General features: G+C 41.6%; 17 protein-coding genes and 1 pseudogene. 3 read left to right on the plus strand and 15 right to left on the minus strand.

Translation table 11 applies throughout. The annotated features are described in order from the left end of the window. Nucleotides 1-2: 2 nt before the first annotated feature. From ACWI_RS13575 to cysK, 11 genes are all read right to left on the minus strand, one after another. Complete coding sequence (locus ACWI_RS13575) at nt 3-1,040, minus strand: uroporphyrinogen decarboxylase family protein (RefSeq protein WP_070371980.1); 1,038 nt, start codon at nt 1,038-1,040, stop codon at nt 3-5. Beyond that, on the minus strand, nt 1,037-1,957 hold the full coding sequence (locus tag ACWI_RS13580; RefSeq protein ID WP_070371981.1) for a homoserine O-succinyltransferase: 921 nt from the start codon (nt 1,955-1,957) through the stop codon (nt 1,037-1,039). The genes ACWI_RS13575 and ACWI_RS13580 overlap by 4 nt, the downstream gene beginning before the upstream one ends. Nucleotides 1,958-2,082: 125 nt before the next feature. Continuing rightward, on the minus strand, nt 2,083-3,390 hold the full coding sequence (locus tag ACWI_RS13585) for an O-acetylhomoserine aminocarboxypropyltransferase/cysteine synthase family protein (RefSeq protein ID WP_070372009.1): 1,308 nt from the start codon (nt 3,388-3,390) through the stop codon (nt 2,083-2,085). Between the two features lie 633 nt (nt 3,391-4,023). Further along, complete coding sequence (locus ACWI_RS13590; protein WP_070371982.1) at nt 4,024-5,709, minus strand: ASKHA domain-containing protein; 1,686 nt, start codon at nt 5,707-5,709, stop codon at nt 4,024-4,026. A gap of 5 nt (nt 5,710-5,714) precedes the next feature. Further along, nucleotides 5,715-6,737, minus strand: a complete 1,023-nt coding sequence (locus ACWI_RS13595; RefSeq protein ID WP_070371983.1) for a uroporphyrinogen decarboxylase family protein — start codon at nt 6,735-6,737, stop codon at nt 5,715-5,717. A 51-nt stretch (nt 6,738-6,788) separates the two neighbouring features. Then, nucleotides 6,789-7,460: a DUF1638 domain-containing protein gene (locus ACWI_RS13600; RefSeq protein ID WP_070371984.1), complete on the minus strand. Its 672-nt coding sequence runs from the start codon at nt 7,458-7,460 to the stop codon at nt 6,789-6,791. A 1-nt stretch (nt 7,461) separates the two neighbouring features. After that, a complete protein-coding gene (locus ACWI_RS13605; RefSeq protein ID WP_070371985.1) occupies nt 7,462-8,412 on the minus strand; it encodes a CobW family GTP-binding protein in 951 nt (316 codons plus the stop codon). Nucleotides 8,413-8,566: 154 nt separating this feature from the next. Further along, entirely contained in the window at nt 8,567-9,646 is a 1,080-nt protein-coding gene (locus ACWI_RS13610) for a uroporphyrinogen decarboxylase family protein (RefSeq protein ID WP_070371986.1), read from the minus strand. Between the two features lie 48 nt (nt 9,647-9,694). Then, on the minus strand, nt 9,695-10,360 hold the full coding sequence (locus ACWI_RS13615) for a corrinoid protein (protein WP_070371987.1): 666 nt from the start codon (nt 10,358-10,360) through the stop codon (nt 9,695-9,697). Nucleotides 10,361-10,604: 244 nt separating this feature from the next. Next, a complete protein-coding gene (locus ACWI_RS13620; RefSeq protein ID WP_070371988.1) occupies nt 10,605-11,039 on the minus strand; it encodes an RrF2 family transcriptional regulator in 435 nt (144 codons plus the stop codon). Continuing rightward, nucleotides 11,039-11,968, minus strand: coding sequence for a cysteine synthase A (gene cysK, locus ACWI_RS13625; RefSeq protein WP_070371989.1), 930 nt, complete (start codon nt 11,966-11,968; stop codon nt 11,039-11,041). The genes ACWI_RS13620 and cysK overlap by 1 nt, the downstream gene beginning before the upstream one ends. Before the next feature lie 275 nt (nt 11,969-12,243). Here cysK and ACWI_RS13630 point away from each other — a divergent pair, with 275 nt between their 5' ends. The 3 genes and pseudogenes from ACWI_RS13630 to ACWI_RS13640 all read left to right on the plus strand — a co-directional run bounded on the left by ACWI_RS13630 (nt 12,244) and on the right by ACWI_RS13640 (nt 15,050). Beyond that, nucleotides 12,244-13,368, plus strand: coding sequence for a cysteine desulfurase family protein (locus ACWI_RS13630; RefSeq protein ID WP_070371990.1), 1,125 nt, complete (start codon nt 12,244-12,246; stop codon nt 13,366-13,368). Between the two features lie 20 nt (nt 13,369-13,388). Beyond that, nucleotides 13,389-14,207 (plus strand): annotated as a pseudogene (locus ACWI_RS13635) (tRNA 2-thiocytidine biosynthesis TtcA family protein); the annotation flags it as partial. 57 nt (nt 14,208-14,264) lie between these two features. Continuing rightward, nucleotides 14,265-15,050 (plus strand): tRNA threonylcarbamoyladenosine dehydratase, encoded by a 786-nt coding sequence (locus tag ACWI_RS13640; protein ID WP_070371992.1) that lies wholly within the window; start codon nt 14,265-14,267, stop codon nt 15,048-15,050. Between the two features lie 4 nt (nt 15,051-15,054). Here ACWI_RS13640 and ACWI_RS13645 read toward each other — a convergent pair whose 3' ends face one another. The 4 genes from ACWI_RS13645 to ACWI_RS13660 form a co-directional block, all read right to left on the minus strand. Then, the gene (locus tag ACWI_RS13645; RefSeq protein ID WP_070371993.1) at nt 15,055-15,768 is read right to left on the minus strand and encodes a response regulator transcription factor; all 714 of its coding nucleotides are present in this window, start codon (nt 15,766-15,768) and stop codon (nt 15,055-15,057) included. Nucleotides 15,769-15,890: 122 nt separating this feature from the next. Beyond that, nucleotides 15,891-16,202: a CC/Se motif family (seleno)protein gene (locus tag ACWI_RS13650; RefSeq protein ID WP_070371994.1), complete on the minus strand. Its 312-nt coding sequence runs from the start codon at nt 16,200-16,202 to the stop codon at nt 15,891-15,893. Between the two features lie 11 nt (nt 16,203-16,213). After that, on the minus strand, nt 16,214-17,614 hold the full coding sequence (locus ACWI_RS13655) for a sensor histidine kinase (RefSeq protein WP_070371995.1): 1,401 nt from the start codon (nt 17,612-17,614) through the stop codon (nt 16,214-16,216). A 35-nt stretch (nt 17,615-17,649) separates the two neighbouring features. Beyond that, nucleotides 17,650-17,865, minus strand: coding sequence for a cation transporter (locus tag ACWI_RS13660; protein WP_070371996.1), 216 nt, complete (start codon nt 17,863-17,865; stop codon nt 17,650-17,652). Nucleotides 17,866-17,874: the final 9 nt, after the last annotated feature.

Raw genomic sequence — 17,874 nt, forward strand, 5'->3', positions numbered from 1 at the left:
TTTTAATATATTTCTGTCACATCAAACTGATGCGCCGTCTGAATCATTGTCTGAACATTTTCAAGTTTGGTTTGCGGTGCAATATCGCAACCCGGAATCAACACAAATCCTGCTGCTCCGCCATCTCTGATGCAGCTTAGTGACTCTGCTTCAATTTCTTCCGGGGTCCCCTCCAGCAGCACCCGAATCGGATCCAGCTGGCCACCAAAGGCCAGCTTCCCGGACAGTTTTTCGCTGGCTACGTTTAAATTGACCTTGTAGTCCATCGAAAATAAATTGGCTCCGGTCTCAGGAATTAAATCTAGAATTTTTGTCGTGTTGCCACAAATGTGTAAAGATCGAGTGCTGATGCGTTTGATAGCCTGATTGGCCGACTTAATACGGGGAAAAGATGCTTCTCTGAATAGCTTTGCTGAAATGACATCGCCTGATGATAGCGGCTCAGCCTGATTGACCATTTCGACTCCGGCATCTATGAACAAATTCCAGTATTTTAACAGGAGTCTCTCCGTAAATTCCATGATATGGTTTAGTCCCGGTTTATCCTTTAAGACTGTCTTCATCATATTATCCATCCCCAGCAGCAGCCCAGCCAGGGTAAATGCACCCCATTGACTGACCGCCACCAGGTACTCGTCACCAATCTCACCAACAACAATTCTGGCTGTTTCCAGCAGGTTGGCAATCTCCCGGGAATTTTCCAGATCCTCTACCCTTAACTGATCAACATCTTCGGGTCGGGTAATCAGGGGCTCATCGATAGTAGATGCTTCTCCCAGCAGATTAAAGGTGCATTTTCCCCCAAGGGCTTTGACAATCACATTGCTACAATCAGCAGCAACCCAAACAACATCCGAGCCGACTTTTTTGTTGTCATCAATAATCGTCTGGGCAATTTTTTGCGGTTGTCCGATCATCACATCCTGAAGGGTCAAACCATTGCGATAATCTGTCCATACCCCGCTCGAAAGGATCATAACAGGAAGCCGGGGGGTCTTCTTAAGGGCTATCCCTGCAAGTATTATCTCTTTATGTGTCAAAAACTCAACTCCTTTAAATGATAGGGTGTTTGCTGATAAACGTAATAATTCAGCCAATTGGCAAACAATAGGGTAGCATGGCTACTCCAGGTCGTCTGATCCGATATCCCCAATTCGCCTTTCAGCTGATAATTTTTAGGTACATCTGGTTTTAAACCCTGTAAATAATCCCGTATGTATTCATTTTTTAAAGTTACCCGATCATACTCACAGTGACCGGTAACAAACAATTGCCGATTCGTAATATCGGAAATCAAATAGACACCTGCTTCCGACGATTCAGCCAGTATTTCCAGCTGTGGTATAGTCAGTACATCTTCCCGGGCGATCGCAGTATAATGGGAATGCGGAGCATAAAAGAAATCATCAAATCCCCTGACAATGGGATGTCGACGATTATTTACATCATGCGCACAAACTCCGGAAATCTTAGCCGACGGGACAGACTTTTTGATACCATAATGATAATAGAGTGCCGCCTGAGCCCCCCAGCAAATATAGAGTGAAGAAAAAACATGCGTTTTAGCCCATTCCAACACGTCACACAACTCCTGCCAGTAAGCAACTGCTTCGAACTCTTGTTTTTCAACCGGTGCCCCTGTAATTATGATACCGTCGTAGTGGTTATTTTTTATTTCTTCAAAACTGTGATAAAACTGTTTAAAATGATCTACAGTTTTATCGCCAGTCAGCTGGTCAGAAATTTTTAAGAATTCGACATTCAACTGGAGTGCGGTGTTGCTGAGCAAACGAAGCAGTTGCGTTTCAGTTGCAATCACTGTTGGCATGAGGTTGACAATCAATAGATTAAGCACCCGAATATCCTGATGCGTCGCCCGTTTATCAGTCATGATAAAAATATCTTCCCTGGCAAGGGTCTCAATGGCCGGTAAACCTTCTTTTACACAAATTGGCATAGTGACACCTCAATTCATTTATCGTTAAGGATTCTTTGTAAATATTTGAAACCTTAATCAGCCCGAAAAGAAAACATCTGCTGCCTTGGCAATAACAGCAGATGTCCATTCTTACAGTTTTAAAATCAAATTTTTTGAGGGGGAGTTATTTTTTGCAGTGCTTTTTCCAAAGCCTGTTCAATATCGTAAATCAAATCATCAACATCCTCAACACCAATAGATAGACGGATCACATCCGGAGCAAACCCAACGGCTGCCTGTTCTTCAGGACTTAACTGTTGATGGGTAGTCGAAGCTGGATGAATAACCAGGGATTTTGCATCGGCAACATTGGCCAATAGCGAGAAGATTTCCAGACTGTCAATGAACTTTTTGGCTTGATCAATCGTACCATCAATGGAAAATGTAAAGATGGAACCGGCTCCCAATGGCAGATATTTTTGACCCAGCTCGTAATACTTATTGGACTTGAGACCAGGATAATTTACTTTTTTGACCTTGGGATGATTTTCCAGGAACTCCACTATTTTTTTGGTATTATCAACATGCTTTTGCACTCTTAAGGATAAAGACTCCAGACCCTGTAAAAACAGGAAGGAATTAAATGGCGATAATGAGGCTCCGGTATCTCTCAACAATTGAGCGCGAATCTTAACTGCATAGGCAATCGGGCCCAAATCTGCAAATTTGATGCCATTGTAGCTTTTGTCCGGTGTTGTGAAATCCGGGAATTTTCCACTGGTCCAGTCAAAGTTGCCGCCATCAACAATAATTCCACCGATGGATGTTCCATGACCGCCAATAAATTTGGTCGCTGAATGAACGACGACGTTGGCACCGTGTTCCAGTGGTTTAAATAAATATGGGGTAGCAAAGGTATTATCAACGATTAAAGGAATTTTATTTTCAGCTGCGATCTTGCCAACTGCATCAAAATCGATAACGTTAATACCGGGATTTCCAAGGGTTTCAATAAACAATGCTTTTGTTTTATCAGTGATGGCTTTTCTGAAATTTTCCGGATCATCAGGATCGACAAAGATTGTATTGATACCAAATTTAGGCAGTGTTTCAGCAAAAAGATGAAAGGTTCCGCCGTAAAGAGTACTGGCTGAGACAATTTCGTCTCCAGCACTGGCAATATTTTGAATGGCATAGGTAATCGCCGCGGCCCCAGAAGCTGTTGCCAGTCCGGCTGAACCACCCTCTAAGGCGGCAACCCGTTGTTCAAATGCATCAGTAGTCGGGTTAGTTAAACGACTGTAGATATTACCAGCATCCGTTAATGCAAAGCGACCTTCTGCCTGGGCCGTGTCTTTAAATACATATGAAGTTGTCTGATAAATAGGAACAGCTCTTGCTCCGGTTACTGGGTCTGGGGTCTGTCCTGCATGGACCTGTAATGTATCGAATCCTAATTTTCTTTCGCTCACGTTTGTCAACCTCTCATTTCTTTCTAAATTATCTTTATTTTGATCTGTTAAATTCTTTTGTTGGTCATTTTTTTCATTGTTTTTGAATATTCTTTTGAAAAAACTCTTTTTTGACTTACTCAATGATGCAGCTCCTTTCTTAAGAAATATTCAAATGCCATTAAATGGAATGACAAATGCAATATCTCATCATGCTTAGCAATCGTTCCGATAGTCGGTGCTATTGCAACACATGGAAAAATTTCTCCCAGATAAAGTGCATAATTCATTTTTCAACATATTGCTTTGCCTCCTTAAAAAAATATATTGCATATATATCCTATGTGTTTAATATGAAACAAATATAACGTATCTTCAGCTATTTGTCAACTGGTTTTTTATATTTATAACAAATAATTCCGATCTGATTAATCGATAAACATTTGATCGTAACTGCTGACCAAAGCGCTTCGACTTCTGCAGACCTCATTTTTTAATATCCGGATAATCCAAATTCTTCCATCAGTCGTATCGTCCGGAGGAGTAACTTGAAATCCCTTGTGGTTTTAATAGTAAAAAACTGTTTCCATGCACAATCCACTTGTCAGTTGAACCTTGGAACAGTTTTTTCTGTATTCATTAATTTACTTGAGCTCAGGCACTCTTCTTGTCGAAAGACAGGCAGTCAACAAAAATCCGATCAAAATTTTCGCCATTGGACAATTCAATGACATCAATCTCGGTAACCAGGCTTTCCATCTCATCGCGATATTTCTGATTGAGTAAAAAAGCCAGTCCTCCGGATTTTGACGTGTTGCCGACAAAGTCAATTTTGCCTTCAAATTCTTTTGGTAGCAGTCCGATATTTATCAGGCTCTTAGCCCGCAGATGAAAGCCAAACGAACCAGCAATTTGAATCTCGTCAACATCTTCGGGTCGCAGTTGCTTTGCATCCATTAAAAACTCAATACCTGCTCGCACTGCGCCCTTAGCCAGCTGTACCTGCCGGATATCTTTTTGTGTAAGGTATACCCCACTGGCAACCTCAAAGGCTATTTTTCCATCGATTTTGACCAATCTGTTTCTGAGGCTCTGTTTCAAATCAGTATTCTCTGGAGATGCCAGTCTGCCCCGTTTGTCGATCACCTTATGAACCACGAGTTCCCCCACAATGTCCAACAGACCGCTGCCGCAAATACCAATAGCTTCGCCATCTTCAATGGTTCGGATGTCAATCTCGCCATGATCGTCAATTTCAAAATACTCAATTGCGCCTTTTTCAGCCCGCATTCCATAAGAAATATTCATTCCCTCAAATGCCGGTCCGGCGGCGGTTGAGGTCGCCGTTAATGCGCCATGATCAGACAAGACCATTTCACCATTGGTTCCGATATCAACAAATAAAGTAACCTGTTCTTTATCCTGAAGCCGGGTTGCCAAAACACCGGATGTGATATCTGGCCCCACAAAGGAAGATATAATCGGCGGTAGATAAATTGATCCCAGCCTGGAAATATCCAGGAGATGTTCTTTGTAGCTTAAGCTGCTTCCCCCGGTAATGGCTGGAGTATAGGGGTATTTACCCAATGAATAAGGATTCACGTTGGCAGCCAAATGTATCATACAGGTATTGCCACTAAAAATCACTTCATAAATATGCTTTTGTAAAACACCAGTGTGTCTGGCTGCTTTTTCAATCAGCTTGTTCAATTCCTTTATAATCATTGAGTACATCGCATCCAGCCCTTTTTCATCAGAGGCAAATTTAATCCGCGACAAAACATCCTGAGCATGCTGGCTTTGGGGATTTAGGGCTGAGACGGAGTGCAGTTCTTCACCAGTGTTAATATTAACCAGTGTTGCCACCAGCGTGGTCGTTCCGATGTCAACAACGACGCCATAATTCTGGGTCGTAGTGTCCCCGTCTTCTTCACCTAAAACCTTGCCACCGGCAGTTACAATCGTCTTTCCATTGCTGGTATATTCTTTTTTAATAAAACTATTGACGTCGATATCAAAGCTCTGACCGTGGTTTAATATTTGCAGGGTTTTATTACGATTTTTCGCAACGGCCTTAACATCAACATGACCGGTCACAGAAGTTTGACATGAAAGCACAAATCCCTGTTCTTTTTCCTCTTCTGACAATTGATGTTTTCCATATTCTTCGACATTTTTCAGACTTGCTTCAGAAATTCTAACCTTACATTTTCCGCAAACCCCTTCGGAATTACAGGGCGATTCAATTACAATCCCCAGTTCTTGGGCCGCTGCTAAAATCGTCGTGCCTTTTTCCACCAGAATAGCTTTGTTCTCGCCGATAAAATTTACTTTTACCATAATCGTTACGCCCCCTTTACCCGATTCGTCATTGCGGTAATGTTTATCAGCGGTGTGGAGGTACTGAGTCCACAAGCTGGCGCAATAATATCAATGCCATCCAATTTAAGTTTTTCGGTTTGTCTGGCAACCTTTTCGGCTTCACCAAATTCCAGCAGATAGGTACTGAGGTTCCCCATGGTCGTTAATTCAGGATAGTCTTCTTTCAACTTTTTCAAGCTGATGGAGGAATCGGTGCTGATCGCATCGGACTTAATTGCCGGCACAAATTTTCTAACCGCATTCATTTTTCCGCAAATATGGACAATGACCGGTGTATTGGTTTCATGAATCGCATCGATAATTTTGTTGAGATAACGCACCGCATATTCATCAAACATCGCCGGTCCCAAGATTTCTCCGGTGGCAGTGGGATCAGCAATGGTAATCACACTGGCGCCGCTCTCCACCATCAGCCTCGCCAATTCGATAATGTGATTGGTGGCATAATCAACCACCCGATGGGCTTCGGTAGGATTCTTTCTGAGTTCTTTTAAAAACGGAATCGGGTCAACCAGTGATGCGGCGGTACTGAGCGGCCCAGTGATACTGCCAAATACCGGTATGTCTGAATATTCTTTTGACAACTGATAGGTTGCCTGAATAATCGCATTAACCCGTTTATTTTTGGCCATCGCTCCCAAGTCCTGATAAATGACATCTTTAACCGAAGGAAACACTTCTTTTTGTATTTTTGGTTCACAGGCCAGGGTGCCATAATTAATTTCACTGCCCAGTACCTCTGCTTCCACGGTCATGCAAAAGGGAATACCGAAGTTTTCAAAACCGGTGTTCTCCTGAACGTCATTGGCAATTTCTGCCATCAATTGACTATTGTGATGGCCATCCGGTAAGGTGTGGCCAGTTTTATTCATTACATCAACGATGGCTGAATTCATCATCCCACCGGGACAGATAACCGGTGCCCGATCAACGGATTCTTTATTTAAGGAACGGAGGATCCGTTCTTTTGGGGTTAAATCATTCATCTAAAATTCCTCATTTCTTATTATTTGCTGGCTTCGATAAGTTTTGAAGTATTACGCGCTTCTCGCATTTTTTGAAAAATCCGCATCGGAAATTTCCTGCATGGGGAGCAGCGTTATGAAGTTATCTTCATCCCAGGGACCGGTTATAATTCTTTCAATAAAGCCGATTTCACCTTTAACCGTCTGATATTCCGCCTCAAACAGCTTTGCAATTTCTCGGGATTGCTCAATTACCATATCCTTGGGTTCTGCTGATGTTTCAATAAACAGCACTTTTTTATAGCCATCATACATATTTTCCAACATCCGTCTGGCTTTTTTTTCACCGAAACGGTCATAAATACGCTGATAATCCGAGAGAATACTTTTTTCAGTAATCATCCAGCCATTGCTGAGATAAAAAGTTCCCATTTCTTTTTGAAAATCAAAGGCTCTACAGGTATCTGAGCACATAAAGATCGAAATACAGTCATGTACTCTGGGAATAATCAGTTCACTTGTTTTAGAAATTAAACCATTAGCAGACCCACCACACAAACCAAATGCCAGGATGATTTTTTGATAATTCTGGGAAGCATCAATAAGCCGTTGGAGCTCGACCTTTAGCTTCTGGGGGTATAAATGAAAGTCCATCGAGACAAATTCAAAATCCCGATCCGGAATCGGCATCAGATTCTCTATTTCCGCCTGCATGACCTCGCAGGCAATCACTTTGATACGCATATCAGAAAACGGTGTCCAGAATAGCCTGATTCAGATCATGGCCAATTACGGTAATCCGCCCGATTTCATCGGGTTCGGACGCTCTGATTTCCAGGGCATTGGGAACAAAGTCAAACTCCACCCAATTAACTGTATCAATCTGTACCTTGCCCTTTGACCGGACCACTTTTCCAAAAACCGCCTCATCCTTCAAACTTTCAAAGATACTTCTTAATTGAGTTTCCGGAAATATCTTTGGCGTTTCGATACCCCAGCTTGTAAAAATATCATGATTATGATCGTCATCGTCGTGATCATGATCATCAAATTCCAGATCAAACGCACTTAAATCCTCATCCCGGGAAATTTGTTGCCCATCCGCCTCAGAAAGACCGAGCAGGTCAATGCCACTTATGTCATCCCAGGGTGTGGTTACAATCGATGCGGTCTCATTGATTTCCCGTATTTTTGAAACAACCTTGCCTAACTCCGCATTATCCACGTTCTGGGTTCGACTTAAGAGAATGGTACTGGCGTGACTGATCTGGTCCCCATAAAACTCACTGAACAACTCGGTGAATTCCTCGTACATGGTCACATCGACGGCGGCAATCACCAGATTGAGATGAATGTCATCATCCTCTTCCAGTTTCTTGACAATCTTGACGATTTCGGACAATTTACCGACTCCCGACGGTTCAATGATGATTCTTTCTGTTTCTTTCGATTTAATGATTTCTCGCAAAGTATTGGTAAAATCAATTACGGTAGAACAGCAGATACACCCGGCCTTGATTTCCTTTATTTCAATGTTGTATTTTTTTAGAAATGCCCCATCGATTGGAATTTCGCCAAACTCATTTTCAATCAGTGTTATTTTTTTTGAATACACATTTTCATCGATCAGCTTCTTTATTAATGTGGTTTTGCCGGCACCAAAAAAACCAGAAAAAATATCAATTTGTATTGTCATACGATCACTTTCCTATCTGTTAGTCATTGAACTTGCTATTAATAAACACAATGACAACAATCCTTATTAAATTGTTGTCATTGATTACTTGGACTTAATTCATTTTTATTGCTATATTGAATTGTTCCGCTTCTGTACTTTATTTATTTGAAAATTACTTTATCGACCAGCGCCCGTATCGTCTGGAAGCTTCCACCATTGCCGCAGCATTTAATAAATTACCATTGGGCGGGAACTCACAGCCAGAAGAAAGGATAAAACCAGCATTGTGTTTTTTGAACAGATCCAGTTGTCTTTTAACATCTTCGAGCACCTCATCAGCAGTAAATACCAGACCGGTTTCGGCGGGATCGGAATATCCGATGGTGATAATCTTGTCACCCCAGGTTTTTGCATGTTCTTCCCAATCTTTGGCACCATGGGCCGGATAGGCAACTGAGATCGCCACCGGATCAGACCACTTGATAACTTCTTCAAAATAAACACCACCACCGCAATTGTGAATGGCCACTGCCGAACCGGCCGCCCGAATCGCATCAGCAAGTCGTTTTAGATAAGGGCCTTCAAATTTCTCCCAGGTAGTGTTTCTTAAAACTGTTCCTGAAGAGTACAGCGGATCAATGACAATGGAATGGGCCCCGGCTTCAATCTGAGCTTCGGCATATTCGATCAGTACATCTGTAATCACATCAACTGCCGCCAAAACCTCCTCAGGATGCTTGATCAAATCAACAAACAATTCTTTATGACCTCTAATCTGTGATAAAACGCCCAGTGGACCATAAACAAATCCGAAAATAGCGACTTCATTGCCTTTAGCAGCTGATAGACCCTTAACCGTATCAATGACCTGCTTCATCCGAGTCGTTTCCCGGGGATTTATTTTTTCGATTTTTTCATATTCCCCTGGAGTCTTAATAAATTGGTTGTTAAAATCAGGATAGGCTGTGCTGAATTTTGGATAAATAATTTCCTGCCCAAAGTCTGCCGCTTCCACTGAGAGGTCAACCAGTAACAAAAAGGCATCCTGACCAATCAGTTCCTGTGCTGCCAGTAAACTTTGGGTGGCAATTTCAGCGTCTTGAGACCATTTATCATAGCGGGAACCGGTCACCCGATAAGAGGCACCGCAAACCAGGGGAATCGCCGGGATTCGATCGACTTCTTTACGCTGCAGAGTCAGCACGACCCGTTCCAGAGACGATAATTCTTCATTTCTTTGTATTAATGACATCGATGATTTCCTCCATTTAATTGTCTTGCAAATTTACTTGAGTACGCTTTAGAGCTCATTGCCATAAGCGGCGGCAATGTTATTTGCCAACTTCACGGCCTCTGCCGCATTTTCTGCGTAGCCGTCGGCGCCAATTTTATCTGCATAAGACTGGGAAACCGGCCCACCACCAATTAATACCTTATAATCTTCTCTTATTTTCTGCTCTTTAAGAATTTCAACAACTTCGCTCATTCCTTCCATGGTTGTTGTCATCAGCGTTGAGATAAATATAAACTCGGCATTTTCTTCTTTAGCCCGTTCCACAAAAGTATCCGGGGCAATGTCACGTCCGAGATCAATCACATCATAACCACCTGTTTCCAGCATAATCTTTACCAGGTTTTTACCAATGTCATGGGTATCTCCTTCGATCACGCCTATGACGGCTTTTCTTTTCGTTTCGTGTGAATTGACCTTGATATGAGGCTTTAATAAATTTAGCCCGGCATACATGGCATCTGAGCACATCAGTAATTCCGGTACAAAATACTCTTCTTCATCAAATAACTTCCCAGCCTGGTTCATGCCAACGGTCAAGCCATTAACAATCGCTTCGTACGCATCCACGCCCTCGGCAATCACCTTGTTACTGAGTTCAATGGTTAGATCCTCATCCATATCCACAATTGAAGCTGCCAGTTTATCAAATAATTCCTGTTTGTTTAATGACATTTACTAATCTCCTCCCTGTTAACATATATCTCCTATATGTTTGGTAGGATTATTATATGTGATGCTTTTGTATTTGTCAATACGTTTTTGTACTATTCTGATATGATTTTATGTATTAAAAAAAGACAGGATTGAAAGCGTGCTATGCTTCAAATCCTGCCATTTTTAATTCATCGGTGAATCGCTTGAAACCGACTGATCTCTTCGATTTTTCTTTTTTTAAACTTAACTATAGTCGACTAAATCAGATAAAATATTCACAATTACCTTTTTCATGGTAACGTCTGACCAGTTCTGCCAGGGTAATATTATCGACTACCTGATCAATGGCATCTTTAATTTCCTGCCAGACATCAGCGGTGACATGACGATCTGCTTCCTCATAATTCCCTGCCTCGTCGCTCAGAATAACTGGGGATAATTCACCTTCCAAAAGTCTGACAATCATGCCAACAGTATAATCTTCCGGGGGGTTGGCCAGTTGATACCCCCCCTGAGATCCCCGGACACTACGAACAAAGCCAGCTCGTGATATCTGGGTAATAATCTGTTCCAAATATTTTTCTGAAATCTCCTGGCGTTCAGCAATCCGCTTAATGGGAATGTATTCCCCGGTGTTGTTAATCGCCAGGTCCAGCATTAAACGCAAGGCATACCTGCCCTTAGTGGAAATTTTCATTACTGAAACAAGCCTGTTGATAAATAACGTTCGCCGGTGTCCGGTAATAAAACCACAATGGTCTTGCCTTTATTTTCGGGTCGTTTTGCCAATTCGGTGGCTGCATAGATGGCAGCCCCAGAAGAAATACCGACCAACAATCCTTCCCGTCGACCAATTTCTTTGGAGGTCTGGAACGCATTTTCATTACTGACCTTAATGACTTCATCATATACCGCGGTATTGAGTACCCCTGGAACAAACCCGGCACCAATTCCCTGAATTTTATGTGGCCCAGGATTTCCACCTGATAAAACGGGAGAAGCTTCCGGCTCAACGGCGACAATTTTCACCCCTGGTTTTTTTTCTTTTAAAACTTCGCCAACCCCGGTAATGGTTCCACCGGTTCCAATTCCGGCAACAAAAATATCGACTTCCCCATCGGTGTCTTCCCAAATCTCAACCGCCGTCGTTTTTCGATGAATCTCAGGATTGGCTGGATTCTCGAATTGCTGTGGCACGAAGGCATTGGGGGTGCTTTGCGCCAGTTCCTGAGCCTTGGCAATAGCACCCTTCATTCCCAGTGAACCAGGGGTCAAAACCAGTTCAGCGCCGAGCGCAGAAACCAGATTTCGTCGTTCAATACTCATTGTTTCAGGCATGGTTAAAATTAAACGATAGCCTTTAGCTGCAGCAACAAAAGCCAGACCAACACCGGTATTGCCACTGGTAGGCTCAATAATGACTGAATCCTTGTTGAGCAAACCTGCTTTTTCAGCTGCATCAATCATCGCAAAGCCAATTCGGTCTTTAACCGAAGAAAGGGGATTAAAGTATTCCAGTTTGGCTACGATTTTTGCCTCTAAGTCCAAATTCTTTTCATAATTTGATAGTTCAAGCAGCGGTGTATTTCCAATCAGGTCGGTCAGATTTTTTGCAATTTTTGACATCGTGATACCTCTTTTCATTATTTATATCATATTATTTCTATATGATTTTATTATATTTCCCTTTTATTTTCTTGTCAATACTTTTTTTTCAGAGCCAGTATTTTGTTTTATGTTACCAAGATAAATCTTAAAACAAAAATATTCAATTGTTAATGTACGTCTCTTGTAGTATAATTGGATAATTCCCTGGTGATTTCATACTAATCATCTGGGTATTTTTTTGAGTCATTTTAGAAGTTATTAACCGTTTTGGTTTTTTAGAAGGGAGTTACGACTTGATATATTTAGATTACGCTGCCGACACCCCAGTTGATGTCCAAGTGCTTGATTTATTTTGCCAAATCAATCAAGTTGCTTTTGGTAATGCAAACGGCACCCATCTGTCCGGGAAAAATGCTAAGCAATTGATTAAACAAGCAACTATCAAAATAAAAAATCTGCTGAATTGTTCAACTTCGGAGGTTATCTACACCTCTGGAGCCACCGAAGCCAATAACCTGGCACTAAAGGGTATGGCCAGAAATTATCGTGAAAATGGTCGACACCTCATCTCGACCTGTCTGGAACATGCTTCAGTCAGCGGCAGCCTCAAGCAGCTACAATCGATTGGTTATGAAATTGATCTGGTGTCGATCAGAAAAGATGGTACTGTTGACCTGGATCATTTAAATGAATTAATTCGAGAGGATACAATCATGGTCTCGATCAATTATGTTGATAGCGAGTTGGGAATCTGTCAACCGATCCCATCAATTGCAACGATTGTTGCCGCTTATCCCAATTGCTTTTTTCATGTGGATGCCACCCAGGCTGTCGGAAAAATACCAATTCATTTAGATCAAATTGATCTGGTTACCTTTTCACCCCACAAGTTTTTCGGCCTGAATGGCATGGGCGTGCTACTAAAAAGCGACAGCCTGATCCTTGAAACACAAATCCATGGGGGTGCCAGCACCAGTTATTATCGCAGTGGCACGCCTTTTACCGCTGGTGCCGGGGCAACAGCACTGGCCCTTGAACTGTGCCTGGCTGAGCTGGAAGAACGGCTGGCCCAGGTAACTGAAAAAAACGACTGGCTAAAAAAACAGTTATCAGCTTATCCGCTGGTATCTTTCAACAGCACTGAGCATTCGATTCCCCACATTCTTAATCTCAGTATCAAAGGTGTCAAGGCCCAAGTCTTTCAGGCTGCGCTGAGTGATCAGGAAGTCTGCGTTTCGACCAAATCAGCCTGTTCCACCGACAACACTCCCTCACGATCTGTTCTGACGGTCACCGGAAGCAGGGATCTGGCCAGATCTTCCTGGCGGATCAGTCTCTGTCATTTAACCACTGACAGCGAATTGCAGGAGTTTATGAACATCTTTGATTATTGTTATACAAGCTTAACTAAAAAGTAGGAGTTATCATGGAACGTTATCAAGAAATAGAAAAAAGTTTAAAGAAGAAGTATCGCAGCAGTATCTGGTGCCGCTTTACCAGTGGCATCAATGAATATCAGCTGGTCAAGGAAGGCGATAAAATTGCGGTGTGCATCTCTGGTGGAAAAGACTCGATGCTGATGGCCAAGCTATTCCAGGAACTGAAGAAACATAATAAATTCGAATTTGAACTGGTTTTCCTGGTGATGGATCCGGGCTATAACCCGATCAACCGGGAAATGATCAAAAAGAATCTGAAACTGCTGAATATTGAAGCCACTGTTTTCGAATCGCAGATTTTTGATTCGGTGGCCGATATTGACAGATCACCCTGTTATCTCTGTGCCCGGATGCGTCGGGGTCATCTGTATCATCATGCCAAAGAATTGGGATGCAATAAAATCGCCCTGGGGCATCATTATGACGACGTCATTGAGACGATCCTGATGGGCATGCTTTACGGCGGCCAGATTCAGACCATGATGCCCAAACTAAAAAGCAGCAATTTTGAGAATATGGAGTTAATCCGACCGATGTATCTGATCCGGGAAGAGGCCATCATCAGCTGGAAATTACATAACGACCTGCAATTTATTCAATGTGCCTGCCGATTTACCGAAAATTGTATGATTTCAGACAACGAAGGCGGAGCCTCAAAGCGTCAGGAAATGAAAACGCTGCTGAAAAAATTCCGCCAAACCAGCCCATATATCGAAAGCAATATTTTCAAAAGCGTCGAGAACGTCAATCTCAATACGATTATTTCATATAAGCAAGAAGGGGTTAAACATCATTTTTTAGATGATTATGATAGCTGACTCTGTAAATAAAAGTAAAAAAAAATGAACCATTAATATCTGAACGGAGAATTTTTAATGTTAAACCAATTTTCAAGAACTGAATTATTACTTGGCGGGGATGCCATGGAAAAACTGGCGCAGGCACGCGTTGCCATCTTTGGCATTGGCGGAGTGGGTAGTTATACTGCTGAAGCCCTTGCCCGCAGCGGCATTGGCTCATTTGATCTCATTGATGACGATAAGGTCTGTTTGACAAATCTCAACCGCCAGATGATCGCCACCCGAAAAACCGTAGGCCAAAACAAGGTTGAGGTGATGAAACAACGGATTTTGGATATCAATCCCAATGCTCAGGTCGACGTTCATCAATGCTTCTTTTTACCTGAAAACGCTGATAAATTTGACTTCTCTTCCTACTCATATGTAGTTGATGCCATCGATACCATTTCGGCCAAAATTGAGTTAGTGCTCCAAACAGAAAACACAAAAACACCCATCATCAGCTGTATGGGTGCCGGAAACAAATTAGACCCGACGCTTTTTAAGGTTGCCGATATCTACAAAACCAGCATGTGTCCGGTCGCCAAAATCATGCGTAAAGAACTTAAAAAACGTAGGATCAAGCATTTAAAAGTTGTGTTTTCAACGGAAGAACCGATTAAACAAATAAAAAATCTAGCCAACAGTTGTCAATCCAATTGTATTTGTCCACCGGGAACTGAAAGAAAATGTACCGATCGACGATCCATTCCCGGCAGCATTTCTTTTGTTCCGTCGGTAGCAGGTCTGATCTTAGCTGGTGAAGTGATCAAGGATCTCGCTTTCCAAATTAACCACAAGGGCGTGGAAAAACTTTATTGATAGCCTATGTTTCGGGGGTTTCACCCCCGAATTTATAACCAATCCCATAAATAGTCAGGACATAGACCGGATTTTTGGGATCCTTTTCTATTTTTTGACGCAGGTTCTTGATATGGCTATCCACGGCCCGATCATATCCTTCAAACTCATCACCCAACGCTACTCTGATTAGATCCTCCCGGGTAAAAACCTTACTGGGATATTTTATTAACGCCGCCAGTAGTTTATACTCATTTGGAGTAAGATTAATTTCCACCTGATTCTTTTTGATCAGATGACTTTCAAAATCAACCTCCAAATCACCGCCATTGAAAGAAGCCTTATTATAAAGCGGCACCAGATCATCACTTGATCGGCGCAGAACTGCTTCAATTCTGGCATTTAGGGCTTTTAAACTAAATGGTTTCGTAATATAATCATCTGCGCCGATATTCAAGCCTTTTAGCATATCTGATTCTTCAATTTTTGCAGTAAGCATAATAATCGGCACCCGGGATTTTTTTCTGATCTGAATACAAATTTCTTCGCCCGTCATATCCGGAAGCATCAGGTCTAATACGATGAGCGCAATGTTTTCCCGGTCAAAGATATCGAGGGCTTGTTTACCATTTTCCGCCGTAAAGACGGTAAAGCCTTTACTTTCCAGAAAAGACTTTACCACCTCAATTATTTTGGTTTCATCATCAACAATAAGTACTTTTTTTAAATGATTGTTCATTATTGCCAAACCTCTATACTTCCCAGTTGCTCAATTGAACATCAACGTATTCTATCATCACGTGTATGAAATCTTCTTGTGACACTTTTCTCATTATACTACAGTAACTCGCTTGGGTAGCATTAATCCCGCTTTTTTAGGCTTAAACCTTCGACTTGGATCGTTGCCGCAATCAAATTTTTTTTAAGTATAAAATGCAGTGTCGACCTTATCACCCTTGCATTTTTGCTGATATATAGGGTAACATCATTCTGTTTAAATATATCAAATGCGTCCAATTGATCTGGCTTTACAAGTGAAACTTCAGAAACCTCAAAAGTTGGACAGCAACCGCCACCTGTAGAACTGATGGTAAGTGTTAAATTACTCTTTCTTTTTTTTCGCATGTAGTCTAAAACTGCATTGTCTATTTTAAGCTCAAATGATCTGTCCATCTTTTTTACTCCTATTCCATTTTATTTTTCGGCAGCTTGATAACAAAACTACTGTCTTCGTTTAAGTGACTTTCGGCCTCAACCATTCCCCCGTGGGCAGTAACGATTGACTTAACAATGGCCAGTCCAATTCCTGAACCACCGGTCATACGATTTCTAGATTTATCAGCGCGATAAAAGCGCTCAAAAACATAGGGGAGTTCGTCTTCAGGTATCCCAATCCCATTATCACTGACACTTAATCGAACAAACTGCTTATCTTCAGAAATAAAAATCTTAATGATACCATGCTCCGGTGTATATTTTACCGCATTTGAAACTAGATTAATGATCACCTGGCTGATTCTATTTTGATCAGCATATGTTTCTGAACTTTCCCCCTCAATCGATACGTTCAACTTCTTTTTATCGATTTCTGCGGCAAAGTTCGCCACTGCTTTTTCTGATAACGCATTCAGATTGATCTGTGTTTTATCAAGCTTTAAATTATCACTTTCAACTTTTGCCAAATTCTCTAAATCCTGTATAATTTTACCTATGCGCAATATTTCATCATGGCAACTTTTCAAGCGTTCGTTTGTAGGTTCCCATACCCCTTCAATCATGGCTTCAATATGGGTTCCAATCGATGTAAGAGGAGTTCGCAGTTCATGAGCTACATCAGCGGTCAACTGTTTTCTTAGTGACTCCTGTTTTCCCAATGAGTCAGCTAAATGATTGACAGCAACAATGAGGTCATTTAATTCCCTGGTTTTTGAAACTTCTGTGATTCGTACATCGTAATCACCTTCAGAGATTTGTTTTGTTACAGTGACCGTATGTAAGATTGGGCGACTTAATCGTTTTGCTAGGATTGACCCGACAATAACCGAAAAAACAAGTGAGAAAACGCCAATTCCGATTAATACTGTATTGAGTGCATTCAAAAACTGAAAATCATCTGCGCTTAAGAAGTATGGTCCAAAATAGCTGACATCTGCCGTTCCAATGACTTTACCATTCTTAGTGATTGAGATGGTTTTTGACATAAATTCACCATTCATTTGCGGATATTTCGTATTCATGCGATGTGAAATATCATCCATCACTGCTGTACATAAGGACATGTCACAGGTCTCCGCATCCCAGATCGTCTGATTCTGTAAATCATAAACCTTGACAATATACCCGTCATAAAGGGCATACATCCCGATGGTGTGGACAAAATCTGCGTTCCAGGTTTTGGTGTCCATATCATATTGCTGACTCAAACTATCTGTTATTTCCTGAGTTCGTTTCTCTTGTTGAATGGTAAGATAATTAGTGAATTCTTTTTCAATTAAAATGTTTGATAAAAAGCTGATCGAGGCAACAGTAAGTAACATAATCAGGGCAATCGTCAACGATAGTTTTGTTCTTAAGCTATGTTCCATAGCAATCTCCTCGTTCATAACTAATTATGAATTAGTTATATTTTTCCTGTCACATGGTATCCTTCTTCTTCAATGACAGTTTTGAAGCTCTCAAAGGTTAATTTACCCGGTTCATATTCGATTGCCACAGTTTTTCCAGTAAGATCGACAATAACACGCTCAACTCCGTCGAGTTCGCCAACTGCATTTTTTACAGCTCTTTCACAGTGAGCACACGACATACCTTCGACATTTAAAATTATTCTTTCCATTTTGTACAC

This window comes from Acetobacterium wieringae (assembly GCF_001766835.1).
In the GTDB taxonomy this organism is placed as follows: Bacteria; Bacillota; Clostridia; order Eubacteriales; family Eubacteriaceae; genus Acetobacterium; species Acetobacterium wieringae.